Origin of the sequence: Jiella avicenniae (assembly GCF_021390325.1) — a bacterium.
In the GTDB taxonomy this organism is placed as follows: domain Bacteria; phylum Pseudomonadota; class Alphaproteobacteria; order Rhizobiales; family Rhizobiaceae; genus Jiella; species Jiella avicenniae.
The window spans coordinates 165,312-191,729 of record NZ_JAJUWU010000009.1 but is presented as its reverse complement, the minus strand read 5'-3'; the positions used below and the strand labels follow the sequence as shown (position 1 = coordinate 191,729).

Below are 26,418 nucleotides of genomic sequence, written 5' to 3'. Positions count from 1 at the left end.
CGGCCATGCTGCCATGAAAGAGTTGGGAGGCCATGCGACGAGCCGGTCCGCAGTGACCGGGCTTCAACCAGAACAAGACCGCGCGATGTGCAGGCAAAAGCCGGCCGAAGGTCGGCCCGACACCATCGCGCAAGGGAGGCGGCATTGAGCGAGGCGACCTCGGACACGTCCCTGACGAGATCCGGCCCCACGGCGGGCGTCGGCGGGTTCAAGGGGTTCATGCGCGCGACGGAGATCGACACGCGCATGCTCGGCATGATCGGCGCGCTGCTGGTCATCTGGGTGGGCTTTCACATTCTTTCGGGCGGCACCTTCCTGACCCCGCGAAACCTCTGGAACCTCTCGGTCCAGACGGCCTCGGTCGGCGTCATGGCGACGGGCATGGTGCTGGTCATCGTCACCCGCAACATCGACCTGTCGGTCGGCTCGATCCTCGGCGTCACCGGCATGATCATGGCGGTCGCGCAGACCCAGTATTTCACGCCGATGCTCGGCTACGACTCCGGCCTCGTGTGGATCGCGACACTGGCGACCGGCCTCGTCTGCGGTCTCCTGATCGGCGGATTGCAGGGCTTCGTCATCGCCTATCTCGGCGTCCCGGCCTTCATCGTCACCCTCGGTGGCCTCCTGGTCTGGCGCGGCGGCGCCTGGTGGGTGGCCTCCGGCCGGACCATTCCGCTCACCGACGAGAACTTCAAGCTCCTCGGCGGCGGCAGCGACGGCTCGATCGGCGCCACCTGGAGCTGGATCGTCGCCGCCGTCGCCATCGTCTTCATCGTCGTCGGTGCGCTCGCCGCCCGCCGGCAGCGCAAGCGCTTCAAATTCGCCCAGAAGCCGGTCTGGGCCGAGGCGTTCACCCTCGCCATCTCGCTGATCGCGGTGGTCGGTGCGACGATGATCGTCAATTCCTATCTTCTTCCCGGGCCGCTCGCCCGCCGCTATGCCGAGGCGAACGGCATCGCCGTTCCCGAGGGCGGCCTCGAGATCAGCTTCGGCTACGCCGTGCCGGTTCTCTTGTTCATCGGTGTCGGCATCGTCATGACCTTCATCGCCAAGCGGACCCGCTTCGGCCGCTACGTCTTCGCCATCGGCGGCAATCCGGAAGCGGCGGAACTCGCCGGCATCAACACCAAGCGGGTGACGCTGATGGTGTTCGCGCTGATGGGCATGCTGGCGGCCGTCGCCGCGGCGATTTCCACCGCCCGCCTGTCTTCGGCGACCAATGCGCAGGGTACGCTGGACGAACTCTACACCATCGCCGCCGCGGTGATCGGCGGCACCTCGCTTGCCGGCGGCGCGGGCACCATCGCCGGCGCCATGCTCGGCGCCCTCGTCATGCAGTCCCTGCAGTCGGGCATGGTGCTCCTCGGCATGGACACGCCGCTGCAGAACATCGTCGTCGGCGCCGTGCTCGTCGTCGCCGTCTGGCTCGACACCATCTACCGCAGGAGGGCCGCATGAGCGCCACGATGGAGGACATCCGGGACCACGGCCGCGGCCATCACCACGACACGGTCGACCGCTCCGGCACGCCGCTCGTCGACATGCGCGACATCTCGATCGCCTTCGGCGGCATCCACGCCGTCGATCACGCCTCGATCGACCTCTACTCCGGCGAGGTCGTCGCGCTGCTCGGCCACAACGGCGCCGGCAAGTCGACGCTGATCAAGATCCTGTCGGGCGCCTACAAGCGCGATTCCGGCGAGATCTTCGTGCGCGGCGAGAAGGCCTCGATCGGCAATCCGCGCGACGCGAAAGCGTACGGCATCGAGACGATCTACCAGACGCTGGCGCTCGCCGACAACGTCGACGCCGCCGCCAACCTCTTCCTCGGCCGCGAGATCATGACCCCCTGGGGCACGCTCGACGACGGCGCGATGGAGGCCGAGGCCCGCAAGGTGATGGGCCGGCTCAACCCGAACTTCCGCCGCTTCAAGGAGCCGGTGAAGGCGCTGTCCGGCGGCCAGCGCCAGTCGGTGGCGATCGCCCGGGCGATCCTCTTCAACGCCAAGATCCTGATCATGGACGAGCCGACGGCCGCCCTCGGCCCGCAGGAGACCGCCCAGGTCGCCGACCTGATCAAGGAATTGAAGAAGGAAGACATCGGCATCTTCCTGATCAGCCACGACATCCACGACGTCTTCGACCTGTCGGACCGCGTCGTGGTGATGAAGAACGGTCAGGTCGTCGGCTCGGCCCGGACCGAGGACGTCACCAAGGACGAGGTCCTCGGCATGATCATCCTCGGCAAATGCCCGCCCGGCGCGACGCCGGGACCCGGGGCGATGAAGGAATAGGCGCCGCTCAACCCGCGCCGAGCCGCCGCTCGATCCGCTGCCGCCCGATCAGCGGCAGGAGGGGGCCGAGTTCCGGCCCGTGATCGAGGCCGGTGATCGCCCGGCGCAGCGGCATGAACAGCGCCTTGCCCTTCGCCCCGGTCTCGGCCTTGATCGCGGACGTCCAGGCCTTGAAGGTCTCCGGGCCGATCTCACCCTCGGGCAGCAGACGCAAAGCCGCATCGCGAAACGCGCGCTCGGCCTCGTCGTCCGGTGCCGGCACGGCGATTTCCCGGAAGGCGACACCGGCCCACGTCTTCGCATCCGGCACCCTGTCGCAATTGGCGCGCACCGCTTGCCAGAAGGCTTCCCAGTCGCTCTCGCCGACGCCCATCGCCGCGAGCCGGCCCTCGACGGCCGCATAGGGCAGCGCATGGACGATCTCGCGGTTCAGCCGGTCCAGCTCGGCGGGATCGAACTTCGACGCCGAAGCCGAGATCGCGCCGAAATCCAGCCGCTCGCCGAGCGCCTCGAGATCGGCCATCGGCTCGATCGATCCCGACATGCCGACGAGGACGGCGAGCGAGGCGACGGCCATCGGCTCGTAGCCTTCATCGCGCAGGGTCTCGAGCGACAGCGCGCCCGAGCGCTTCGACAGCCCCTCCCCGCCCACCGTGGTCAGCAGATTGTGGTGGCCGAAGCGCGGCACGCGCGCCCCGAGCGCCGTAAAGATCGCCGCCTGCACCGCCGTGTTGGTCACGTGGTCGTCACCGCGGATGACGTGGGTGACGCCCATCTCCGCGTCGTCGACCACCGAGGGCAACGTATAGAGATAGCTGCCGTCCGCGCGGATCAGCACGGGATCGGACAGGGAAGCGAGATCGATCACCGTCTCGCCGCGGATGAGATCGTCGAAACGCGTGTCCGTGCGCTGCGGCGCGAACGGATCGCCCTCGAAGTTCGGCAAGAGGAAGCGCCAATGGGGCTTGCGGCCCTCGGCCTCGAGCGCCGCCCGCTCCTCCTGCGAAAGCTTCAGCGCCTCGCGGCCATAGACCGGCGGCAGGCCCCGCGCGGCAAGGCGCTTGCGCCTGCGGTCGAGTTCGTCCGGCGTCTCGTAGCAGGGATAGAGCAGGCCGGCCGATTTCAGCGTCTCCGCCGCCGCGTCGTAGAGCGCGATCCGCTCGGACTGGCGCGCGGTCTTGTGAGGGTGAATGCCGATCCAGGCGAGATCGGTGGCGATCCCGTCGGCGAATTCGCGGGTCGAGCGCTCCTTGTCGGTGTCGTCGAAGCGCAGGACGAAGGTGCCGTTCTCCCGGGCCGCGAACAGCCAGTTGAACAGCGCGGTGCGCAGGTTGCCGATATGGAGCCGGCCAGTGGGCGACGGGGCGAAGCGGAGGATGGCGGTCATGGCAGCGACCTACACCAAAGCGGCTGGAGCCGGAAGGCCGGAGCGACGTCCCTCCCGCGGCGCCGTCCTCCGGCCCCGTCCCGAGGCACGAGGGTCGGCTGCCACGTCCCCACCGTGATCCTCGGCCTCGTGCCGAGGATCTACCGTCGCCAAAGCGACAGATCGGTGCAGGAAGCGCGCCTTCCCTCACACGGTTCTGGAGGGGAACTTTCAGTAGATCCTCGGCACGAGGCCGAGGATGACGAAGCGGTGGTGGCGTTGCCTACGTCTTCCACCCTACCGGTCTGACGCGGATAGCAGACCATGTGTGGATGAGAGCGCCGCCTCGCTGGCCTTACGCTCCTGCCTCGCACCCGTCCTCGCTACGTCATCCTCGACCCTTCAGGCCGTCATCCTCGGCCTTGTGCCGAGGATCTCCCGCCGTCGAAGCGACAGATCGGTGCTGGCAGAGCCGCCACCCTGCAGGGGCTCCGGACCGGCACTGGCAGGAGATCCTCGGCACAAGGCCGAGGATGACGGCAGCTTGAGGGCGTGCGCCGTCTCCCTCAGCGCTCCTGCGCCTGCCGATCGCCCCGGTCGATGCCGCGCGCGGCTGCCACGTCCTCACCGTCATCCTCGGCCTCGTGCCGAGGATCTACCGCCGTCGAAGCGACAGATCGGTGGAGGAGAGGTGCATTCCGTGACACGGCTCTAGACCGAGAGCCTCAGTAGATCCTCGGCACGAGGCCGAGGATGACGAAGCGGTGGTGGCGGCGCCCTCACCGCTCGCGCGGCTGCGGGTCGACCCGGTCGACCGGGCGTTCGGAAAGGGCCGCCGCGATGCCCGGCTCGCTCACCGCCCGGTGCCGGCGCGAAACCAGCGCCATCACCAGCGAGATCGCCACGCAATAGAGCCCCATCATGCCGATCTGCAGCGGATAGGAGACCTCCCAGTCGATCAGCACGCCCGTCACCCCCGGCCCGAGGGCCGAGGCGAGCACCATCAGCGCCACCGTCACCGAGCGCACCGAGCCGAGATGTTTCGTGCCGTAGAGCTCCGGCCACAGCGCGCCGAGCAGCGTCGAGGAGAAGCCGTTGGAGATGCCGAGCAGCACCATGAAGACGAAGATCGCCGCCACGGCCGAAAAGCTCGAGACGACGAAGCAGGCCAGCGACATCGGGATGAGAAAGAACGGCAACAGGCGCACCGCCGAGAACCGGTCGACCAGCGAGCCGCAGAGGAGCGCGAAGACCACCGTTGTCGCCGACATCACCGCGAACCCGGAGGCGAAGACCTCGATCGGCCAGCCGCGCAGTTCGGTGAGATAGACCTGATGGAAGAACAGCGTCGTGCCGATGAAGGGCGGCGCCAGAACGGCGGAGGCGACGAGCCAGAAGGTCGGCGAGGCAACCACCTCGCGCATGGTCCAGTCGCGCACCGCCGGCCGCTCGCGCAGCTTCGGCTCCGACTGCGGATCCCGGTCCCTCGAGGTCGTGTGGACGAGGACCGGCAGGGCGACGACGAGGAGCGTCGCCCCGCAGGCGAGCCAGGTGCCGCGCCAGCCGAGCGAGGCCGCGACGACGACGAAGATCAGCGGAAACAGGCCGGTGCCGAAATGCATGCCGAGCGAGATGATCGCCATCGCCCGCCCCCGACTGGCGGCGAACCAGCGGCCGGTCGTCGTCATCGCCGTCTCGGTCATCATCCCCTGGCCGAACAGGCGCAGCAGATAAAGCGACAGGAGGAGAACCGGCAGGTTCCGGGCAAAGGCCATGAAGGCCGTCGCCAGCGCGAGACAGATCACCGTCCCGACGGTCACCTGCCAGGCCCTGAACCGGTCCAGCGTCCAGCCGAGCGCCGGCAGCGTCGCCGCACTCGCCAGCGTCGCCACCATGTAGATCAGCCCGAAATCGCCGTTCGAAAGGTCGAACTCCCGGCGGATGTCGCCGTTGGAGAGCGAGATGTAGAAGGTCTGCCCGAAGGACGAGAAGAAGCAGAGCAGAAACCCGCCGGCCAGCCAGCGGGCGTTCCGGCCCAGGAAGGTGAGGAATTCCATGATGGGTCCGATGGGGCGGGGCCGCCGTCAGGAGTGAGACGACGTGCTTAGCATCGAACGACGGATAGGGGAACGGGCGCAGTCGTCGGGCATCGACGTAGCAGAATGGCACCTAAAGTTCGCAACCATTCTGATGGAAAGCGCAGGGTAGGTATGGAGTGCGACAATACATCAGTTGCCGCTCCTGAAGGCATTTGGTTTATACCGAATCTGAAAAAATTGTTGCACAGCGACCCTGAATGGATGAAGTGTAACTTTTAGGCAGGTGTTTTGAGATTTTCTCGCTTGCACTTAAGGATCCCTGTTTAATTCGACGCAGTCTGACAATCGAAAAAGGCTTGCCAAATGGTATCATCTCGCTGCCGGAATACTTTATTTTTCCTGGTCCTATCCGCTTTTTGTGGTTACGGACATGTCTCCGCAGCAACAATAACGGTCGATTTTACTGACAACCGCTTTTTGACGCGTCTCTATCCTCTTTACCCCCCAAATTCTTACCGGACTTTCCTCGCTTTGCCACCCCCGCGCACTGCAAACCAAAATTACGCGCTGACGTCAATATACGGAGGAAGCGATTTTGGTAATTCCGATCTTGCTATAGTTAGGATTACGGGGCAACTATCACTTGGAGATACCGATAAAATCGCTCAATTATGGTCTATTAATATTGAAAAGAATTATGATACAATATTTTCACTGAATAGCCCAGGGGGCTCTTACGGTGAAGGCATTCGCTTAGGAAATTTTTTCTCAAATACATTGAGCGGTCAGGAGATATACACTAAAGGCGTTATAATTGAGAAGAATTCTATATGTCTTTCGGCATGCGCAATCGCGTTTTCTCTTGCAGTATCAGATACCCGTGGACTTGATGACACTCGCTATGTAGAATCTGGCGGCGTTATCGGCTTTCACTCGCCCTACGCTCTTGAAAGCGATTCTAAAAAGACACTTACTCTAAAACAAAGCTTAGATCTGTCCTATGAAATAGCTAGTTCTTTCATATCCCTAATTGGACGAAACAAAAATCCCCCACGTCTTATTGAAAAGATATTATCACATCGCAGACAGGACGATTTTTTGATTTTAAAGGATTCAGCCGATTTATGGAATTATGGTTTCACGCCCGTAGCTGAATCAAACGAAGTCAAAGTTGCATCAATTTCAAATATAGATGAGTTCCACTCTAAACTTATATGCGATTTTTATCTTAATTATAGCAACGCATTTCAAATATACGATAATTATATTTATGGCAGCTTTACAAGTCCGGGCCTCGGAGGAGAGCCCGTCAAATTTTTACAGGACGATACAACTATAACGGGGTTTCGAAACATTGGAATTGAAGAACTCATAAATGATTATAACACATCTGGTGCGGTCACATTTAATGGGACGTTTTATTGTCAATTACAATTCGATAGCAGCAAGAACATGAGCATCGCAATTTGGAGAACCCCCCTTAACTCAGGCCCGGCGGGAACAGATCTCGGGGCCCAAAAGTCACTTGAACCTTGCGGTAAGAGAAATCCACAAGACCAAAATGAATTCTGCGTAGCTCCGTCGGTCGTTTCAACGCCGGTATCGAACCGCATGCTCGCGCAAGCATTCGGCTGCGACGATTCAAAATTTTTAACCGAAACCTTCAATGAATTTTCGCCGGCGATGGCCGACTTCAACACATCGATTCGAGAAAGACCTAGCATCGAGTCGAACCGTCGTGAATATCTAAAACCTGGAGATGCAGTGAACATTGTTGGATGCGAATTAAGCAACGACAATGAAGGGGTATGGTATGAGATAGAATCCGATGGCATTCAAGGTTTTACGTCAGCACGTTTTATCAAAGGACAACAGCATCGAAAAGCGCCTCAATTCGAACATGAAGAAAGACAATTAGAGCAATTACAGCATGACACAAATTGATTTTCTCTTAAGAACGCAGATGTAAAATTTTTCTATATCCCTTATTTCTTATACGATCACCTTCTAAGCGGATCACCGTAGAGCATCATGCTTCAACACCATTCGAGAAATAGCATTTCGCACTCTATCGCGGTAGGTAGCTCCAAGGGATCTGGCCGATATTATAAACGAATAATATTATCTTCGTTGGTCTAGGAATGCGACCCTTTCTTGCCTGTTAAATCCGAGATCAAAAAGCATAACGACAACCGCTCCCCCTTACGCCCCATCCCGAAACCGGTTGGTGATCGGATACCGCCGGTCCCGCCCGAAGTTCTTCCGCGTCACCTTCGTCCCCGGCGCCGACTGTCGCCTTTTGTACTCCGCGATGTAGAGGAGCTTTTCGATGTGGGCGACGGTGCCCTCGTCGAAGCCGCGGGCGACGAGGTCGTCGACGCCGCCGTCATGCTCGACGAGATGTTCGAGGATGGCGTCGAGCGTGTCGTAGGGCGGCAGCGAATCCTCGTCCTTCTGGTCCTCGCGCAGTTCCGCCGAGGGCGGTTTGGTGATGATGCGCTCGGGCACGACCTCGCCCGAGGGGCCGAGGAGGCCCTCCGGCTGGTTCTGGTTGCGCCAGCGGGCGAGGCGGAAGACCTGCGTCTTGTAGAGGTCCTTGATCGGGTTGAAGCCGCCGTTCATGTCGCCGTAGAGCGTCGCATAGCCGACGCTCATCTCGCTCTTGTTGCCGGTCGTGACGACCATCGCGCCGAACTTGTTGGAGATCGCCATCAGGATGACGCCGCGCGAGCGGCTCTGGAGGTTCTCCTCGGTGATGCCGGAGGGCGTGCCGTCGAACATCGGGCCGAGCGCGCTCAGGAAGCCCTCGACGGGTTCGGCGATCGGCACGATGTCGTAGCGCACGCCGAGCGCCTTCGCGCAGGCGGCCGCGTCTTCGAGGCTCGTCTCGGCGGTGTAGCGATAGGGCAGCATGATGCAGTGGACGCGGCTGGCGCCGAGCGCGTCGACGGCGAGCGCCGCGCAGATCGCCGAATCGATGCCGCCCGATAGCCCCAGCACCACCGAGCGGAAGCCGTTCTTGTCGACATAATCGGCCAGGCCGAGGACGAGGGCCCGCCACACCGCCTCGTCGCCGCCGGGGATCTCGGCAACGGCGCCGCCCTCGCAGCGCCAGCCGTCCTCGCCCCTCACCCAGTCGGTGACGAAGACGCCGGTCGAAAACTGCGGCAGCTGGAAGGCGAGCGACCGGTCGGCATTGAAGGCGAAGGAGGCCCCGTCGAACAGGAGTTCGTCCTGGCCGCCCACCTGATTGGCGTAGACCATCGGCAGATCGGTCTCGATCACCTGCCGCAGCACGACCTGATGGCGGACGTCCAGCTTGCCGCCGTAGAAGGGCGAGCCGTTCGGCACGAGCAGGATCTCGGCGCCCGATTCGGCCAGCGTCTCGCAGACGCCGAGATCGCCCCAGACGTCCTCGCAGACCGGGATGCCGAGCCTGAGGCCGCGAAAACTCACCGGCCCCGGCATCGCGCCGGCCTGGAAGACGCGCTTTTCGTCGAACTCGCCGTAATTCGGCAGGTCCACCTTCGAGCGCCACGTCACCACCCGCCCCTCGTCGAGCACGGCGACGGCGTTGAACAGCCCCTCATCCGTCCGCAGCGGACAGCCGATGACGACGCCCGGGCCGCCGTCGGCGGTGTCTTGCGCAAGCGCCTCCACCGCCGCCATGCAGGCGGCGACGAAGGCCGGCTTGAGGACGAGATCCTCCGGCGGATAGCCGGCGATGAACAACTCGGTGAAGAGGACGAGATCGGCGCCGGCCTCGGCGGCTTCGTCGCGGGCCTTGCGGGCCAGCGCGAGATTGCCGGCAATGTCGCCCATGGTCGGATCGAGCTGCGCCACGGCCAGCTTGAGGCGATCGTTCAACTCGGGCATCGGACACCTCCTCGGCACGTCGCCGATTGTCTATGACTGCTCGCGGTTCAAAACCCCGCCACTCGCCAGATAGCAAGATCCGATCCGGCTATCGAGGCCACGAGCGACATCGAGATGGACGAGACGCATGCCGACTCATTCTCCCCACGACAGCGCCGAGCGCTGGTTCGGCCGCCCGGCCGAGAGCCTGCCGCCGCGCGAGCGGCGCGTTCTCGACATGATCGGGCTGCGCCGGCCGATCTCGACGGAGCTGAAGCCCCGCGGCATCGAGGCCGCCAGTCTGGGTGACCGGATCGCCGACAGGATCGCGGTGATCGGCGGCTCCTGGGGCTTCATCCTGTCGTTTCTCGTCTTCCTCGTCGCGTGGTCGCTGGTCAATACGCTGGTCTTGCGCAGCACCGCGTTCGATCCCTACCCTTACATCTTCCTCAATCTCGTCCTGTCGATGCTGGCAGCGATTCAGGCGCCGATCATCATGATGTCGCAGAACCGGGCCGCGGCGCGCGACCGACGGGAGGCCAGCCGCGATTACGAGGTCAATCTCAAGGCGGAGATCGAGATCCTCGGCCTGCACGACAAGCTCGATCGCATCCGGGACCTTGAAATTTCCGAGACGAGACGCCTTTTAGCGGAGATCGCCGAGCGGCTGGAGCGGATCGAACGGCGCGGTGGCATCGATCCGGCATGACGATGTGGGGAAATCGCCCCCACCGGCCCCATCCGGCTCGCATCTTGCCACTTTCTTGTGCCGCAAAGTTCTGAGACAAGGCGGCCTCGGAGCGGCCTTGGGCGCCCCGCTCGTTGGATGCGCCCGGCGCCTCGGACGACGAATGCCAGTGGATACGGAGAAGACGTGTACGAGATCCTGTCCCTGATCGCGCAATTCGGCCCGGTCATCGTCTTGGCGGGGACGTTTTTCGAGGGCGAGGTCTTCGCCATCATCGGCGGCTTTCTGGCCTATCGGGGCTCCTATCCGTTCGAGATGATGATCGGCCTCGCCTTCGCCGGATCGTTCTTCGGAGATCTCGCGGTCTTCCTGTTCGCCCGCTTCTCCTCCAACCATCGCTGGGTGAGGGTCTGGCGGGAAAAGCCGCGTTTCGCCAAGGCGCTGGAGCTGGTCGAGCGTTACCAGGCCTATTTCGTCATCGTGAACCGCTACGTCTATGGCCTGCGCATGCCGGGGCTGGTGGCGCTCGGCATGTCGCGCATCTCGATCACCCGCTTCCTCGTCCTCAATTTCTTCGGCGCGGCGCTCTGGGCCGGCATCTTCACGACGGTCGGCTACGTCTTCGGCTATTCGATCTGGTCGGTCTTCGCCAATCTGAAGATCTTCGAGCAGGGTGCGATGATCGTCCTTGCCGGCTTCGGCATCCTTTTGACGGGCTATTTCGGCTGGCGGCAGTGGGGCCCGCTGGTGACCGCCTGGTGGCGCCGTCGCCGACACGCCGGCGACGAAGCGCGCGACGGGCAACAGGGCGGCATGCTGCGCTCGGTGCGCGTCATCAGCCGAGCGCCGCGTCTCCGCGATCAAGGATCAGAGGAATGATCAGGTCCTCCTCGTCGCCGAGATGGCGGAGGAGCCGGCGAATCAACTGCTCGCTCGCGGCCTGATAGGCGTCCCGCGCCCGCAGCACCGCGTCCGAAGTCTCCTTTTCCGCCGTCATCGTCGCCAGAAAACCGTTCGCCGTCGCCGCGACGCTTTGCAGATCGTGGTGGATCGTCACGTGGTCGGCGTCGAGCAGGTCGAAACCCCGGGCAAGCCGCGGCTCGGCCTCTTGGTAGACCGGAAAATAATACGTGTCCTCGATCCGGTGATGACCGTCGAGCTCGTTGAGGAAAAAGCCGAGCCGCGGCACGAACCACCGCTTGAAGGGCTCGATCTCGACCTCGTCCTCCCGCTCCTGCCGAAGCGCCTCGGTCAGCGCCCCGCCGAGTTCCCGGAACATGTCGTGCCGCGACAGCCAGAAGCGCGCCGTGCCCTCGACGTTCGGGTGGCCCTGCCAAGTCTCGCGCGGATACGCCTCCAGGAGAAGCTTCAGGTCGCCCGGCAGGCCGGGCCTCGCATCGATGTCGAAGGAAACGTCCATGCGATCCTTTCGGCGGTCTTTCGCGCATTCGATGGCGCTGTCTCGGTCCGGGCGGAGGCGTCACGCCGCCTGGCGGAAGGCGAAGGCCTCCATGGCGAGAACGCCGACGTCCCGGCTTCGATGCAGCATGCTGGCCCGTCCTCCCTCCGCCGCCGCCCCGAGCGCGACATAGAGCGGCATGAGATGCTCGTCGGTCGGGTGGTTCCGGCGGGCATGCGGGGCGAGGTTCCGATAGTCGCGCAGCGCCTCGACGTCTCCCGCCTCCAGCCGCGCGGCCATCCAGTCGGCGAAGTCGTCCACCCATGCCGGCACCTCGGCCTGGCGCCGCCCGGCACGAAGGTTCGGAAAGGCCTCGGGCAGATTGTGGGTCAGCGAACCGGAACCGACGACCAGAACGTCGCGGCGCGGCAGCCCGGCGAGCGCGCGGCCGAGCCCGTAGTGATAGGCGGCATCCCGGGTCGGATCGACCGAGACTTCGAGGACCGGAATGTCGGCCTGCGGATAGGCGAGGATCAGCGGCACCCAGGCGCCATGATCGAAGCCGCGATCCTTGGCCACCGCCGCCGAGAAGCCCGCGGAAGCCAGGTCCGCGGCGATTTCGCCCGCGAGCTCGGGGTCGCCGGGCGCGGCGTAGCGCATCGCGTAGAGTTCCCGCGCGAATCCGCCGAAGTCGTGGATCGTTTCGGGATGCTCGTCGCCGGTCACGAAGACGCGACCCTCGGCCTCGAAATGCGCGCTGGCGACGACGATCGCGCGTGGTCTCGGCAAGGTCGCCGCCAGTTGCCGAAGAAACGCCGTCGCCGGCGTCTCGACGATCGCGATGTCGGGTGAGCCGTGGGAAACGAACAGCGTCGGCAGCATGGCGGGCCCTTCGAAGAAAACGATGTCCTCGAAGGATATGCCCGGCCGGTGGCGGCGTCAGGCCCAAAGGGCCCGACGCATCGTTCACCGATTCGGCGCCGTCATGCGCCCGGCAAGGAGACGATCGGTCAGCCCGCCGCCTTGACCTTCATCTCCGCCGCCGCGTGGTCCTTCTTGAGCAGTTCGGCGACGAGGAACGCCAGCTCCAGCGCCTGATTGGCATTGAGCCGCGGATCGCAATGGGTGTGGTAGCGGTCGGACAGATCCTCGGCGAGGATCGGCCTTGCGCCGCCGGTGCATTCGGTGACGTCCTTGCCGGTCATCTCGATATGGATGCCGCCCGGATGCGTCCCCTCGGCCCGGTGCACCTCGAAGAACGCCTCCACCTCGGCGAGGATCCGCTCGAAGGGGCGGGTCTTGTAGCGGTTGAGCGTGATCGTGTTGCCGTGCATCGGGTCGCAGGACCAGACGACCTTGCGCCCCTCCCGTTCGACCGCCCGGATCAGCTTTGGCAGGCACTCCTCCACCCGCTCGTGGCCGAAGCGGGTGATCAGCGTCAACCGGCCGGCCTTGTTCTCCGGGTTCAGCCGGTCGATCAGGCGGATGAGATCGTCCGGATCGGAACTCGGGCCGCATTTCAGGCCGAGCGGGTTCTTCACGCCGCGGCAGAATTCGACATGGGCATGGTCGAGCTGGCGGGTGCGGTCGCCGATCCAGATCATGTGGCCCGACGTCGAATACCAGTCGCCGGACGTCGAATCGACGCGCGTCATCGCCTCTTCGTAGCCGAGGAGCAGAGCCTCGTGGCTGGTGAAGAAATCGGTCTCGCGCAGCGAGGGATGATTCTCCGCGTCGATGCCGATCGCTCGCATGAATCCCATGGTCTCGGAGATCTTGTCGGCAAGAGCGCGGTAGCGCTCGGCCTCCGGGCTGCCGGCGACGAAGCCGAGCATCCATTGATGCACGTTGTCGAGATTGGCATAGCCGCCCTGCGCGAAGGCGCGCAGCAGGTTGAGCGTCGCCGCCGACTGCCGGTAGGCCATGATCTGGCGTTCCGGGTTGGGGATGCGCGAGGCGGCATCGAACTCGATGCCGTTGACGATGTCGCCGCGATAGGCGGGCAGGGTCTGCCCGTCCTTCGTTTCGGTGTCGGACGAACGCGGCTTGGCGAACTGGCCGGCGATGCGGCCGACCTTCACCACCGGCTGGGCGCCGGCAAAGGTGAGCACGATCGCCATCTGCAGGAAGGCGCGGAAGAAGTCGCGGATGTTGTCCGCGCCGTGCTCGGCGAAGCTCTCGGCGCAGTCGCCGCCCTGGAGAAGGAAGGCCCGCCCCTCGGCGACTTCGCCGAGCGCCCGCGTCAGCTTGCGCGCCTCACCGGCAAAAACCAGCGGCGGAAAGCTCGCCAGCCGCTTCTCGGTCTCGGCGAGCGCGGCCGGGTCCGGATAGTCGGGCATCTGCATGACGGGCTTTGCGCGCCAGCTCGATGGTGTCCAATCCTTCGCCATTGCAATCTCTCCTGACCGGGCCAGCCGGTCACTACTCGCCTCGGGTTGTCGTGGTTTTTCTCGGTCGATCGGCCTTCCGTCGCAGGGCGATCCTTCGATGGGCGGCGTTTAAGCATTTCTTGATCAGTTTGTCATCATGAACGGCGCGGGACGTGACGGCCGTCGCGAGACTGCGATCGAGAACGCTCTGCCGGCTTCTCCGCTCAAGGCGTCACGGTCACCACACCACGCTCCGTCGAAAGCCGGTCGAACAGTTCTGCCTCCCCCCTCTCCAGCGACACCGGCCGGGGATAGAGCGGCGCGGCTCGGTCGGCGAGAAGCCTGGTCTCGAAGCCATGGGTCTCCTCGACGAAACGGCTCAGTCCGTCGTCGCCATAGAGCATCCGAAACCCCTGCATCACCGCGTCGAGATAGCTCTGCAGGATCGCCGACTGCCGGTCCTCGGCCGTCGCGGTTCCGGCCTCCGCCTCGTAGATGTAGACCGGAATGCCCTCGAGCGGCGGGTTCTCGATTTCGAGCCGCGAAAGATCGACGATCCGCCTGGCATAGCCGGCCTCGCGCTCGTCGACGGCCGGCAGATGCTCGGCGAGATCGTAGACGACGACGCCGTGAACGGCCGCCTCTTCGTCGGGTTTCACCGAGAGGAGAGACATCTCCACGTTCGCCGCGCGCGGCAGCCAGAACCGGCGCCAACCCGCCGCCTCGGCTCGCCTGATGCCGAGAAACTTGGTGCGCAGCGTGCGCGGATTGACCAGCGAGCCGTAGCCGAAATAGGCGACGACGCGGTTCTGGGCGGCGAGATCGGCGAGCTCCGGATGGTCCTCGTGGAAGACGTCGTTGTGCATCGGTTGCCCCGTTCGGTGCTGCCGCAGCGGGTCGTCGAAAGACGGCCACGGCGAAGATCGAACGCGTCCTAGCAAAGCCGCGCGGTCGAGGCGAGCGTGCCGGAGCGCGCCCGTTCTCAGATCCGGCGCGGCGACAGGCCGGCCCGCGCCCTCGCCCCTTCCCGATGGCGGTGGCGAAGACGGATCGTGTTGACTTGGACGTAAGCGGCAACCAACTTGGCGTTCATGGCGGATTTCACCCCCCATCCGAACGCGGCGGCATCGGACGCCTTCTTCCCGGTCAGCCGGCGGGAGTTGACCGTCGAGACCGGCGACGACGTCACCCTGCCCGCCACTCTGTTCCAGGGCGAGGGCCGCGGGCCGGCCGTGCTCGTCTCCTCGGCGGCAGCGGTCGAGCGGCGGTTCTACCGCGCCTTTGCGGCACATCTCGTCGAACAGGGCTCGCGGGCGGTTCTCACCTACGACTATCGCGGCGTCGGCGACGCGGCTCGGACGTCGAGGGCCCGCACGTTCCGCATGAAGGACTGGGGCGTCCTCGATCTTCCGGCGAGCCTCGCCGTTCTCGAAGCCGAGGCCGGGGAAGGCCCCGTCGTCGGCATCGGCCATTCCTTCGGCGGGGTCGCTCTCGGCCTGTCCGGCGTCTCGGCACGGTTCGAGCGCTATTGCCTCGTCGCCACGATGAACGGCTATTTCCGCCGCACGGCCGAACCGCTCAGCATCTTTGCCCGGATGAACGTCGCCGGCGTCCCGGCCACCCGCCTGTTCGGCCACGTTCCGGCGAGCGTCGGCCTCGGCACGGCGCTCGCCGGACCGATCTTCCGGGACTGGGCCCGCTGGTGCCGCAGGCCGGATTTCCTGTTCTCCGATCCCGAGGTTCCCGAGGCGGAGCGGTTCTCCGACGTTCGCATCCCGCTCCTGTCGATCGCCATGACCGACGACCGCTGGGGCACGCCCGGAGCCGTGGGGGCGATGCTCGAACGCTTCTCCGGCGCCCGGATCGACGAGGTCTGGCTGTCGCCCGAAGAGGCCGGCCGGCCGATCGGCCACATGGGCTATTTCCGCCGCGAGGTGCGCAAGACCTTGTGGCCCGTCGCGACCGAGTTTCTCTTGCGCGGCTCGCGGCCGCCTGCCGCGGACTGACGAACACGCCGGTCGTTGCGGGCGCGAAAATTGGCCGCGCAGGCAAATTTGCATCATCTGCCGCAATTATGCCGCTTCCGCCGGGTTACTCTTCTTGACTGTTGCTGGAGGGGTTCAGCCAACGCGTCGTGATCGATCGTCGAACTGCGGTGAGCAGGGCGACGTGCGTCCTTGCATGCTGCCTCTCTCGGGCGCATTGCCGAGCCCAATCGAGCCGGGCCGGAGATGACCGATGTCGATGCGGATCCCTCGAAGGAGCGGCGTCGACGAAGATGGTGAAGGAAATCTCAGCGGGCGAAACGAATTGGTTACCACGTTTCGCCGATGATGAATGAACGACTGGCGGGCCGGTTCGAAAGATCGGCTCCGGGCAAGGGGGCCCTCGCCGGTGGTCGTCACGAGACAGATGGGGGAAGCGGTTGACCGCGGAACGCTTTGAGGGGACGCGCCCAAGAGGGCTCATGCGCATGTCGCGCAACGCCAGACGCCGCGCTTTTTGGGCCGGCGCGGTGGTGATGTCGGTCACCGTGGGCGTCGCGGTCGTGGAAGCGCCGCAACTCGCTTCGTCTGCAGCGGACGACGGTGGATCGCGCGGTGGCGTCGCCGCTGCCCGCCTTTCCGACGCCCGGATGGCAGCGACGCAGCCGGCAGCCGAGAGCCGCCCTGCCCTTCCCGCCGCATCACGGACGCATGTCGCCGAAGAGGATCGCGCCTCTCGCCTGTTTTCCCCCAAGCTGGTTGCCACGAACGCAGTCGGCTGGCGTGCCGGCCACGAGCCGGCGGACCGCGGCGGCCGGGTGTTTCACCCGTCGGACGAGGTCGCGGAACGTCAGGGCGCGAATGCCGCCCGAAGCGCTACGAACGAAGTCGTCGCCGCGGCTCTGACGATCCCCCGCCCCGAAGCGTCGACCAGGATCCTCGCCAAGTTGCCGAAGAGCCTCGAAGCTCAGGTCGCGGCGGAAGCCGTGCCGGCAAAGCCCGCCGCACGTCCCGCGCCGAAGACGGCGGAGGGTTCGAGCCACGAGGCCCTCGCCCGGCTCGCCTCCTTCGATCCGCGGCCCGCCGCAAGGGCCGGCCTCGAAGACGCTCCAATCGCCGCCTATCAGTCCGCCGACGTCCCGCGCCCCTCCTTGCGCCCCGAAGTCGAGGCCGCAGCGGCCGTCGAGGCCAATGCCGAGGCGACGCCGGACGGCCCCGTCGAGGACGCCATCGCCGCTGCGATCCCGCTGCCGTCGTCACGCCCCGAAACGGCGGCCGGAGAGGAAGTGCGGGTCGCCAGCCTCGAGCCGAGCGACGGCCCGGGTTCGCTCGGCACCGCGAGCGAAGAGATGACGGCGTTGGCCGTCCCGCTGCCGGAGCGCCGCCCGGCCTATCAGCCGCCCGTCGTCGCAGCACCGCAGAGCCAGCCCGCGCCGGCCCAGCAACCCGCCCAGCGGGCGGCCCCGCAGCGCGCCCCGGCCGTTGCCAGCACCCGTCCGGCATCGCCGGGCGAGCGCGGAAGCGGCGGCATCGGCGGGTTCTTCGAAAAGCTCTTCAAGGGCGGCGGCTCCGCCAAGCTCCCCGGTGCCGGCAGCGGCATCGCCGTCTACGACATCTCCGCGCAGACCGTCTATCTTCCGGGCGACGGCAAGCTGGAGGCCCATTCCGGCCTCGGCCACATGCAGGACAATCCGCGCTACGTCGCCCAGAAGATGCGTGGGCCGACGCCGCCGAACCTCTACAACCTGCGTATGCGCGAGGCGCTGTTCCACGGTGTCGAGGCCATCCGTCTCCTGCCGGCGGACGGTCGCAAGAAATACAACCGCGACGGCCTCCTCGCCCACTCCTACATGTATGTCGGCGGCGGCGATCGCTCCCAGTCGAACGGTTGCGTCGTGTTCAAGAACTACGACCGCTTCCTGGCAGCCTTCAAGCGCGGTCAGGTCAGGAGGATGATCGTCGTCCCGAGCCTCGACGAGCTGCCGACCTACATGGCGGCGCTGTAGACGAAGCCGCCGGCCTCGCGCCCGGGCCTCCCCTTGGTTCTTGCCGGGATGGCGGCGATCGCGGTGCCCCCCTGCCTCGCGATGCGAAGCGGACACCTGCGGAATCCGGCGTAAGGGTCTCGCCGGTGCCCTGCCCCGCTCTCATGCCACGCGGGCGAGGAGAGCGCCGCCTTCGGCGCTCAGTCCGCCATCGTCTCCAGGCTGGCATAGCCTTCGGCCTTGTCGCCCGCGTCGAAGGGCGACGCCACCTCGACGAAGGTATCCGGATAAAAGCCGTTGAAGCGGGTGCGCAGCGACAGCGAGTAGGCGCCGATGTGGCCGATCTCGATCCAGTCGCCGGTGTCGACGGTTTCGGGCAGCCAGAACGGCCGTGACAGGATGTCGACGGAATCGCAGGTGGCGCCGCAGACCTTGAAGGCGCCGATCTTCGTCGGATCGCCGTTGCGGGTCACCCGCGCCGGATCGGGGATGAACCGGGCCGGCAGGGTGATCTTGCCGGTCCACGAATCCGACAGCGACGCCCAGATGCCGTCGTTGATGTAGAGCCGCCGACCTTTCCGCAGCAGCACCCGCACGATCAGCGAAAACGCCCGCGCGACGATCACCCGTCCCGGCTCGGCGACCAGCGGCATGTCGCCGAAGCCCCATTCGCCGATGTCGGCGTTCAGCCGCGTCATGATCTCCGGAAAGCCCGGCATCTCCTTCTTCTTGCGGCGCGGGTCGTGGCCGTATTCGGCCGGAAAGCCGCCGCCGACGTCGAGCCCGGCAAGCGGCACGTCGGCGCGGTTGCGCACCCAGTCGGCCGAGGCAAGGGCCCGCTCGTAGGTGTCCGGATCCTCGATCTGCGAGCCGACGTGAAAGCAGATGCCCACCTTGAAGCCGATCTTGTGGCAGCGCTGCAAGAGCTCGACGGCATGGGCGGGCGCGGCCCCGAACTTCCTGGACAATTCGTAGGCGGCGTGGCCCTTGGTCTGGATGCGGACGAACAGCGTCACGGTCCCGGGGTCGATGTCGAGCGCCCGCACGATCCGCAGGATCTTCGCGACCTCGTCCTCATGGTCGAGGGAGAGCACCCGGATACCGTATGTCTCCAGCGCCAGGCGGATGTCCGACTGCGCCTTCACCGGATGCATGTAGAGCATCTCGGCGTCGGATTTCGCCGCCTTCACCGCCGCGAATTCGCCCGGCGATGCGACGTCGAAGGTGGAGATCCCGGCCTTGGCGAGGGTCTCCAGCACCATCGGCTCGCCATTGGTCTTGACCGCATAGGCCGTCTCGCCGGGAAACGCCGTCACGAAGGCCTTGGCATCGGCTGCCAGGACATCCGGCCGGAAACAGTAGACGGGCGCGTCGGGGCGCAAGGTCAGGGCGGCGTCTTTGGCCGTCGAAAAGCTCTGCAAGCTGGCGTCTCCGAGAGGTTGGCGCGCCGGAAGATGGGGCGGCGGGCGTCGAGGTCGAACGGAGCGAAGGGGTGACGGCAGCAGGGTTTGTGCTTGCGGGCGAGGCGATGGGAGCGGTACCGGGATCGAAATACCGCGGCCGTCGCGGGTTCAAGGGACCGTTTGAAGAATGCTCGACCGCCATCCGACAGCCGCTGCGAGACTTTCCGAGATCGTCGCGGCGATCACCGACAACCGTTCGACGCCCGCCGCCGAGATCGAAGCCGCACGCCGGCGGATCGCCGAGAGCGACGGCGAGGTGGGTGCTTTCCTGCGCCTCGCGCCGCAAGAAAGCCTTGCCGAAGCCGCGGCCTCGGGGGGCCCGCTCGCCGGCGTCACGGTGGGCGTGAAGGACATCTACGACACGCGCGACATGACGACGGAACACGGCTCGCCGATCTATCGCGGCCACCGGCCGGTCGTCGACGCCTCGCTCGTCTCGATGGCTCGCGTCGCCGGCGCGGCGATCCTCGGCAAGACGACGACGACGGAGTTCGCCAGCCTCGACCCGACGCCAACCCGCAACCCGCACGATCTCGACCATACGCCGGGCGGCTCGTCCTCCGGCTCTGCGGCGGCCGTCGCGGCCGGCATGGTGCCGCTGGCCTTCGGGTCGCAGACCGGCGGCTCGGTGATCCGGCCGGCTTCCTACTGCGGCGTCGCCGGGTTCAAGCCGAGCTTTCGCCTGCTGCCGACCATGGGCATGAAGACGTTCTCATACACGCTGGACACCGCCGGCCTCTTCGCCGCGACGGCGCAAGATCTGGCGCTCGCCGCCCGGCTGATCACCGGCCGATATTTCGGTGGGGAAACGTTGACCGATGGCAACGGCCTGCGGATCGGCGTCTACCGAAGCGCCGTCGACGACGAGGTCGAGGCCGAAATGCAGGGCGCGGTCACGGAAGCGGCGAGGCTGCTCGACCGGGCCGGTGCCGCCATCGTCACCGTCGAGGAACCGGCTGCCCTCAGCACAGCCCGAACGTGCCACACGACGATCCAGGGCTTCGAAGCGGCCATGGCCTTGTCGGGCGAATATCGCCGCCATCGCGAGCAGCTCGGCGAGAAGCTCGGCGCGATCCTCGATCACGGCGCGACGATCGAACCGGCCGAATACGACGATGCGCGCCGGACCGCGCGGATCGGCCGCAAGGCCGCGTCTGCGCTGTTCGAGACCGTCGACGTCCTGATCGCGCCCTCGGCGCTCGGGCCGGCTCCGCGGGGCCTGACGAGCACCGGCGATGCGCTCGTGAACAAGCTGTGGACGCTGACGGGCAACCCGGTCGTCAACGTGCCCGGACTGGTCTCGGGCGGCGGGTTGCCGCTCGGCGTCTCGGTGATCGCGCGCTTCGGCAAAGACGCGCTGGCGCTCGAGGTCGCAAGCCTCCTCCAGGCGCTGATCGCCGCGCCCCTCGATGTGCGAACATGACGAAAATCTGACGACATCCGCGGCAGGATTGTCTCAAAACGGGACGATCGGCAGAATTCCCGACATCGACTTCGCAGTTGCATCCTCTGCATTGCGAGCCACTTGGGGATAGGCTTCGGCGTTCATGCGGCGGTGCAGCGACGATTGTGCCTTTACGGATCGTATGCGTTCGTTAACCTGTCACGATGAATGCAACGAGGAGCCAGACAGCCATGCATCTCACGCGTTCGCTCAACCTCATCATGATCTGCGCGGCCTTCGCGTTTCTCGCAGCCATGGTGGCGGGCTACATGCCCTGAGCCAGTGCCAGGAGGCGCAATGGGCGGGCCACGTCGAGGCCTTCGAATAAGTCTCGACGACGGATCCGGCCCCAGCCGCTCCCCGTCTTCGAAGCGGGACGAAACAGGAAAGGCCGGGGAAACCCGGCCTTTCCTCATTTGCGGATCGTCGCGGCCGCCGATGCGGCCGATTGTTCATGCCGCAGCCGCGGCCTCCAGCTTGCCTTTCGGCAGCGCCGCGCGCAGGCCGAGGATGTGGCAGATCGAATAGACGAGGTCGGCACGGTTCATCGTGTAGAAGTGGAAATCGGAGATGCCGCGCTTCGTCAGGTCGAGAACCTGTTCGGCGCAGAAAGCCGCCGAGACGTGCGAATGGGTCTGCTCGTCGCCATCCAGTCCGTCGAACCGCGCGGCGAGCCATGCCGGAATACTTGCTCCGGTGGCGCCGGCGAAACGGGCGATCTTGGTGAAGTCGTGGATCGGCGCGATGCCGGGCACGATCGGGATGTAGATCCCGGCTTTGCGCGCACGTTCGACGTAACGCTCGAAGACGTCGTTGTCGAAGAAGAACTGGGTGATCGCCCGGGTGGCGCCGTTGTCGACCTTTCGCTTCAAGAGATCGATGTCGGTGGCGAAGTCCGGGCTCTCGGGGTGCTTTTCCGGATAGGCCGCCACGGAAATCTCGAAGTCGTCGATCGCCTTCAGGCCGGCGACGAGTTCGACCGCATTGCGATAGCCGTCTTCCCGCGCGACGTATTTGCCGCCGACGCCCGCCTGGCTGTCGCCGCGCAGGGCCACGAAGTGCTTGACGCCGGTGTCGCGATACTGGCGGACGACGTCGTCGACCTCCTCGCGCGAGGCGTCGACGCAGGTCAGATGCGCCGCCGGCACGAGGCTCGTCTCCTTGAGGATCCGCGAGATCGTGTGGTGGGTGCGCTCGCGGGTCGAGCCACCTGCGCCATACGTCACAGAGACGAATGTCGGCTGCATCGGCGCCAGCCGCTCGATGGAGCGCCAAAGGTTCTCCTCCATCTTCTCGGTCTTCGGCGGGAAGAATTCGAACGAGACGCGGATGCCGGAATTCGACAGGGCGTTGACCTGACTCATGGCGTTGTTTCCTCAGCTTGTCGTTGACGTTCGGGCCGCATCCTCGGCGGCGACCAGGAGCCGCTGGTCCTCGGCGAGAAGCAGCGTGACGGTGAGTTCGCCGGCGGCGGTGGCCGTCGATTTCAGATGGGTGAGCGTCCGGACGGTCAGCCCCGCCGCCTCGGCATAGGAGGCCAGCGTCTGGTCGGCGAAGCCGAGGCGCAGATGGGCATACTGGCTGCGCAGGAATTCCAGATCGTGGGGAGCGAAGTCGATGATCGCCAGCCGCCCACCGGGGGCGAGCGCGCCTGCCGCCTCGCGCACGGCCCGGGCCGGATCGTCGAGATAATGCAGCACCTGATGGATGACGACGAGATCGAAACCGCCGCGCTCGATCGGCAGATGATAGACGCTGCCGAGCCTGACCTGCGCATTGCCGACCTTGGCGGCATCGAGCTTCGCCCGGGCGACCGACAGCATCTCCCGGGAGGAATCGATCCCCACCGCCCGCTCGCAATGGGACGAGAGAAACTCCAGCATCCGTCCGGTTCCGGTCCCGACGTCGAGAAGCGTGTCGAACCGCCGCCGGCCGAGGGCCTGAAGCAGCGCCGCCTCGACCTCGGCGTCGGAGACGTGGAGCTTGCGGATACGGTCCCATTCCTCGGCATTGCGGGCGAAATAGTCCGCCGCCCGCTCGGCCCGCTTCGCCCGCACCTCCTCCAACCGCTCGGCATCGCGGGCGAGCACGGGATCGGCGGAATCGAGCCAGCCGACCAGCGCCCGCATGACGGGCAGCGCCACCGGAGAGTCGCTCGCCCGGAAGAATGCCCAGGACCCTTCCTGGTAGCGGGAGATCAGGCCGGCCTCGGACAGCAGCTTCAGATGACGCGAGATCCGCGGCTGCGACTGGCCGAGAATCGTCGTAAGCTCGCTGACGGTCAGATCGGCTCCGGAAAGAAGGACGAGCAGCCGCAGCCTCGTCGGCTCGGCTGCGGCGCGCAGCAGATCGACAAAGGGCTCGAACGGAAATTTGCGGACGTCCAACATGGCCAACTCGATTAGGATATAAAGATATGTTTATGTGACACCGCCAATGAACGCAAGCACTTTCGCGATCTGTCACCCGATTTTTCTCGCGCCGGGTGATGACGAAGCGGCTTCGCGCCGTCCCCTCTCCCGAAGCGACGGACAGAAACCCGCAGGCCATTGTGGAGACATGCCATGAGCGCCCCGAACCCGCGTCCAGCCCGCCCCGGCGAGGTGTACTTCTCGGGTCCCATGCCGGCGGCCGACGATGCCGGCCTCGTCTTCATCGGCCGGTTGCGCTCGCCCTTCGGTGAACGCGACGCCTGCCCGAAGAATCGCCGCGCCGCCCTGGAGGCGGGCGGCGGCGGCGGCGTCGAGATCGATCGACCTTGGCGCGAGGCGCTGTCCGGCCTGTCGGTGGGCGATCACGTCTTCTGCCTGAGCTGGCTGCACGGTGCGCGCCGCGACCTCGCCATGCAGAAGCCCCGCCATGCCGAGACGGCGCGCGGCACGTTTTCCCTGCGCTCGCCCGCGCGGCCCAATCCGATCGGCCTGCATCTGGCGCGAATCGTCGCCCTCGATCCCGATACGGGCGTCCTCGGCCTCGACGCGATCGACGTCGTCGACAAGACGCCGCTCCTCGACATCAAGCCCTATTTCGCCTCGGTCGACCGGCCGGCGCAGGACTGACGGGACCATGGCGACGGAACGACAGAAGCGCATCATGCGGGCGGTGACGGCGACGATCCCGAGGGCGCCGTTCATCGACGCCGAAGCCATCCGCGAGGCCGCCCGTTCGCGGCACATGCGCAGCCTTTCGGCGGAAGCGGCGGTGTGGCTCGCGGCCGTCGCCCGCATCCGGCACGAGCATACGGACTACGACGTCTTGATGGACGACGGCTACGACAAGGATGCGGCGCGGTTCTTCGTGGCGGACGACATCAACGCCGTTCTCGACCGCTGGGGCGCCAAGCGCCGCCTCGATCCGAACGAGGCGGGCGACGACGAGATCGCGGATTCCGTGGAGCAGTCTTTCGAAGAGTGAGGCACCGGCCGGACCTCGGATGGGATTTCCGCAGCTCCGCAGCGATCAGGCGAAGGCCTCGACCTTCGCTTCTTCGCCGGCGGTCGCGGGTGCTCGTCCGGCCAAGGACCGGCTCGGCCTCTGTTCAGCCTCGGCGCGAAGCCTCTCGAACGTCGCGACGTCGACGGGCCGGGAGAGATGAAATCCCTGGACGAAATCGACGGCCGGATGATGCCGTCGCAACTTTTCGAGCCGTTCCTGGGTTTCGATCCCCTCGACGATGATCGTGCGTCCCGCGGCGTGGACCATCTCGACGGCGAGGTCGAGCATCCGCGCAGCCACCGTTCCGTCCGCCGCCATGGCAAAAGAGCGATCGATCTTCACGCCGTCGACCGACAGATCGACGAGGTTCTTGATATTGGAGTAGCCCGCCCCGAAGTCGTCGATCAAGACCTTGGTGCCGGAAGCCCGCAGCATGTCCACGCGCGACTGCATGGTCTTCACGTCGATCGCCTCGCTTTCGACGAGTTCAGCCACCGGGACGAAACGCTCGCAATCGGCGACGAAGTCTGAAAAGACATCCGAAAGGCCGGGCTCCTGAAGGTCGGACGGAAAGATGTTGAAAGTGACGTAGAGCGGAGTGCTTCCAGTGTCGATCTGCGAGAGTTCGCGATACGCACGGTCGACGACCAGACGCGTGAACTCGAACGTCCGATGGCTTCCTTCGACAATCGGGATGAAGCAGTCGGGAAAGACCGTGCTGCCGTCGACGTCACGCCAGCGCGCAAGAACTTCGCAGGCCTCGATCTCACCTGTCTTCAAGTTGACGATCGGCTGATAGAGACACTGGATCGTGTCCGGCCCGAGCGTTCTGAGGAAGCGCGACTTCAGCGACCACCGCCGCGCCACGGCAGCCCGCACCTGGCTCGCGACACCCATGGCCGCGAGCGCGGTCAGGAACAACGCCGCGAGGAGGATCGGCCAGCCCTTGGCCAGGAGCGGCAGGATCGGGACGACGGTCGCGACGCAGATGCCACCATTCGGCGTGTCGCAATAGATGCCCCGGACGGCCGGCGACAGCGAAAAGAGGTCGAGGACATTGGAGCCGACGTTGCTATCGTAGATCCCTGCGACGCCCCCGCGCGGCAAGAACGAGCGGCGGTCGTCCTCGATCCCCCATTCGTATTGAAGCCAACTCACCAGCGGCAGATCGTCTTTCGGCTTTGGATAGAGCACCGCGAAGGGGCCGCCTTTCACGATCGAGCTGACGACGCCCGCGAATCCGAGGTCCGTCATCTCCCGCTCCGCCCAGAATTCGATCGGCCCGGATGGTCCCGACAAGGTCGCATCGGCTTCACGCAGCGGCACGGGGCTCGCCAGCCGACCCTGCGTCACCGAACAGGCGATACCCGCCTCGCCGACATAGACGAATTCATGCAACCCGTCCGGCAGCAACGAGATGCGTCGCATCTGGTCGAGAAACAAGGGACTGCAGGGCTCTGCCGTCGCGTCCCTCTCCAACAGAGCAAAGGCCTTTTGGACCAGATACTTGCGATCGATCATCGGCTGCAGGATCTCACGGCTCTCCCGCTCGATCGCGATGGCCGCAACCTCCTTGGCGACACCGGCGACCAAGAGGCAGAGCAGCAGGAAGGCGACCGCTCCCGCAAGAAGCGCCGCCGTTTGCTGTTGCCTTGCAGAAACCAGACTGACGATGAACTTTGCCATTACGATGCCCTTGCCCCTGCACAACTCAAGCATCGAACCGTCAACGGTGAATTAAAACTCGGCTGAAATGTCGCCGGCGATCGGGTTTCAGTCCATGAAAGTATTATTTCACTACACGGATCGAGACGGATGCCCGATCGATGGGGCGTCTGCGAGGATCGTCGCGAGTTCGACAATACTCCCGAGGCGAACCGGCAAGTCGCTCGATGGGGGGTCCATGCATACCCATCGGCGACGCCGCTTCCACCGACGAGTTCGGGCGACAAGACGAGATCGGATGCCGGCTTCGGACACCGGGAAATTCTCCGGGCGGCAACTGTAGTTTCGATCGGCCTCAAAGGCAGCCGCGTATGTCTCCCGCGAGGGGACAACCCATTGTTCCGTTGGAAATATGCGTGATCCTCGTG

Annotated in this window: 21 protein-coding genes; 10 read left to right on the top strand and 11 right to left on the bottom strand. The window is 65.3% G+C overall.

Annotation, left to right across the window (positions count from 1 at the left end; genetic code table 11):
* Positions 1-144: 144 nt before the first annotated feature.
* Positions 145-1,461, top strand: a complete 1,317-nt coding sequence (locus LZD57_RS11230; RefSeq protein ID WP_420844793.1) for a sugar ABC transporter permease — start codon at positions 145-147, stop codon at positions 1,459-1,461.
* Positions 1,462-1,469: 8 nt separating this feature from the next.
* The gene (locus LZD57_RS11225; RefSeq protein WP_233719754.1) at positions 1,470-2,297 is read left to right on the top strand and encodes an ATP-binding cassette domain-containing protein; all 828 of its coding nucleotides are present in this window, start codon (positions 1,470-1,472) and stop codon (positions 2,295-2,297) included.
* A 7-nt stretch (positions 2,298-2,304) separates the two neighbouring features.
* On the opposite strand, the gene gltX is transcribed toward LZD57_RS11225, so the two are convergent.
* Positions 2,305-3,684, bottom strand: coding sequence for a glutamate--tRNA ligase (gltX, locus tag LZD57_RS11220; protein WP_233719712.1), 1,380 nt, complete (start codon positions 3,682-3,684; stop codon positions 2,305-2,307).
* 758 nt (positions 3,685-4,442) lie between these two features.
* Positions 4,443-5,720: an MFS transporter gene (locus tag LZD57_RS11215; protein ID WP_233719711.1), complete on the bottom strand. Its 1,278-nt coding sequence runs from the start codon at positions 5,718-5,720 to the stop codon at positions 4,443-4,445.
* A gap of 345 nt (positions 5,721-6,065) precedes the next feature.
* On the opposite strand from LZD57_RS11215, the gene LZD57_RS11210 reads away from it, so the two are divergent.
* Positions 6,066-7,646 (top strand): hypothetical protein, encoded by a 1,581-nt coding sequence (locus LZD57_RS11210; protein ID WP_233719710.1) that lies wholly within the window; start codon positions 6,066-6,068, stop codon positions 7,644-7,646.
* A 258-nt stretch (positions 7,647-7,904) separates the two neighbouring features.
* Here LZD57_RS11210 and LZD57_RS11205 read toward each other — a convergent pair whose 3' ends face one another.
* Positions 7,905-9,578, bottom strand: coding sequence for an NAD+ synthase (locus LZD57_RS11205; protein ID WP_233719709.1), 1,674 nt, complete (start codon positions 9,576-9,578; stop codon positions 7,905-7,907).
* 127 nt (positions 9,579-9,705) lie between these two features.
* On the opposite strand from LZD57_RS11205, the gene LZD57_RS11200 reads away from it, so the two are divergent.
* Positions 9,706-10,266, top strand: a complete 561-nt coding sequence (locus LZD57_RS11200) for a DUF1003 domain-containing protein (protein ID WP_233719708.1) — start codon at positions 9,706-9,708, stop codon at positions 10,264-10,266.
* 165 nt (positions 10,267-10,431) lie between these two features.
* Positions 10,432-11,124: a DedA family protein gene (locus LZD57_RS11195; RefSeq protein ID WP_233719707.1), complete on the top strand. Its 693-nt coding sequence runs from the start codon at positions 10,432-10,434 to the stop codon at positions 11,122-11,124.
* Here the strand turns inward: LZD57_RS11195 and LZD57_RS11190 are convergent.
* The 4 genes from LZD57_RS11190 to LZD57_RS11175 form a co-directional block, all read right to left on the bottom strand.
* Complete coding sequence (locus LZD57_RS11190; RefSeq protein ID WP_233719706.1) at positions 11,081-11,665, bottom strand: hemerythrin domain-containing protein; 585 nt, start codon at positions 11,663-11,665, stop codon at positions 11,081-11,083. The two genes, LZD57_RS11195 and LZD57_RS11190, sit on opposite strands and share 44 nt — an antisense overlap.
* A gap of 60 nt (positions 11,666-11,725) precedes the next feature.
* A complete protein-coding gene (locus LZD57_RS11185; RefSeq protein WP_233719705.1) occupies positions 11,726-12,526 on the bottom strand; it encodes a DODA-type extradiol aromatic ring-opening family dioxygenase in 801 nt (266 codons plus the stop codon).
* 128 nt (positions 12,527-12,654) lie between these two features.
* Positions 12,655-14,034: a class II 3-deoxy-7-phosphoheptulonate synthase gene (locus LZD57_RS11180; RefSeq protein WP_233719704.1), complete on the bottom strand. Its 1,380-nt coding sequence runs from the start codon at positions 14,032-14,034 to the stop codon at positions 12,655-12,657.
* Between the two features lie 203 nt (positions 14,035-14,237).
* The gene (locus LZD57_RS11175; RefSeq protein WP_233719703.1) at positions 14,238-14,879 is read right to left on the bottom strand and encodes a gamma-glutamylcyclotransferase family protein; all 642 of its coding nucleotides are present in this window, start codon (positions 14,877-14,879) and stop codon (positions 14,238-14,240) included.
* Positions 14,880-15,104: 225 nt separating this feature from the next.
* Between LZD57_RS11175 and LZD57_RS11170 the strand changes: the two genes are divergently transcribed.
* Both LZD57_RS11170 and LZD57_RS11165 read left to right on the top strand, forming a co-directional pair.
* The gene (locus LZD57_RS11170) at positions 15,105-16,019 is read left to right on the top strand and encodes an alpha/beta hydrolase family protein (RefSeq protein WP_233719702.1); all 915 of its coding nucleotides are present in this window, start codon (positions 15,105-15,107) and stop codon (positions 16,017-16,019) included.
* A gap of 461 nt (positions 16,020-16,480) precedes the next feature.
* Complete coding sequence (locus LZD57_RS11165; RefSeq protein ID WP_233719701.1) at positions 16,481-18,004, top strand: tlde1 domain-containing protein; 1,524 nt, start codon at positions 16,481-16,483, stop codon at positions 18,002-18,004.
* A gap of 179 nt (positions 18,005-18,183) precedes the next feature.
* Here the strand turns inward: LZD57_RS11165 and LZD57_RS11160 are convergent, their stop codons facing one another.
* On the bottom strand, positions 18,184-19,404 hold the full coding sequence (locus LZD57_RS11160; RefSeq protein WP_233719700.1) for an alanine racemase: 1,221 nt from the start codon (positions 19,402-19,404) through the stop codon (positions 18,184-18,186).
* A 169-nt stretch (positions 19,405-19,573) separates the two neighbouring features.
* Here LZD57_RS11160 and LZD57_RS11155 point away from each other — a divergent pair, with 169 nt between their 5' ends.
* The gene (locus LZD57_RS11155; protein ID WP_233719699.1) at positions 19,574-20,869 is read left to right on the top strand and encodes an amidase; all 1,296 of its coding nucleotides are present in this window, start codon (positions 19,574-19,576) and stop codon (positions 20,867-20,869) included.
* Positions 20,870-21,342: 473 nt separating this feature from the next.
* On the opposite strand, the gene metF is transcribed toward LZD57_RS11155, so the two are convergent.
* A complete protein-coding gene (metF, locus tag LZD57_RS11150; protein ID WP_233719698.1) occupies positions 21,343-22,254 on the bottom strand; it encodes a methylenetetrahydrofolate reductase [NAD(P)H] in 912 nt (303 codons plus the stop codon).
* Positions 22,255-22,266: 12 nt separating this feature from the next.
* Complete coding sequence (locus tag LZD57_RS11145; RefSeq protein WP_233719697.1) at positions 22,267-23,280, bottom strand: ArsR/SmtB family transcription factor; 1,014 nt, start codon at positions 23,278-23,280, stop codon at positions 22,267-22,269.
* A 174-nt stretch (positions 23,281-23,454) separates the two neighbouring features.
* On the opposite strand from LZD57_RS11145, the gene LZD57_RS11140 reads away from it, so the two are divergent.
* Both LZD57_RS11140 and LZD57_RS11135 read left to right on the top strand, forming a co-directional pair.
* Positions 23,455-23,949, top strand: coding sequence for an SAM-dependent methyltransferase (locus tag LZD57_RS11140; protein ID WP_233719696.1), 495 nt, complete (start codon positions 23,455-23,457; stop codon positions 23,947-23,949).
* A gap of 7 nt (positions 23,950-23,956) precedes the next feature.
* Positions 23,957-24,304 carry a DUF2293 domain-containing protein gene (locus LZD57_RS11135; RefSeq protein ID WP_233719695.1) on the top strand — a complete coding sequence of 116 codons (348 nt, stop codon included), beginning with the start codon at positions 23,957-23,959 and terminating at the stop codon, positions 24,302-24,304.
* A gap of 45 nt (positions 24,305-24,349) precedes the next feature.
* On the opposite strand, the gene LZD57_RS11130 is transcribed toward LZD57_RS11135, so the two are convergent.
* Positions 24,350-26,011, bottom strand: a complete 1,662-nt coding sequence (locus tag LZD57_RS11130) for an EAL domain-containing protein (RefSeq protein ID WP_233719694.1) — start codon at positions 26,009-26,011, stop codon at positions 24,350-24,352.
* Positions 26,012-26,418 lie beyond the last annotated feature (407 nt).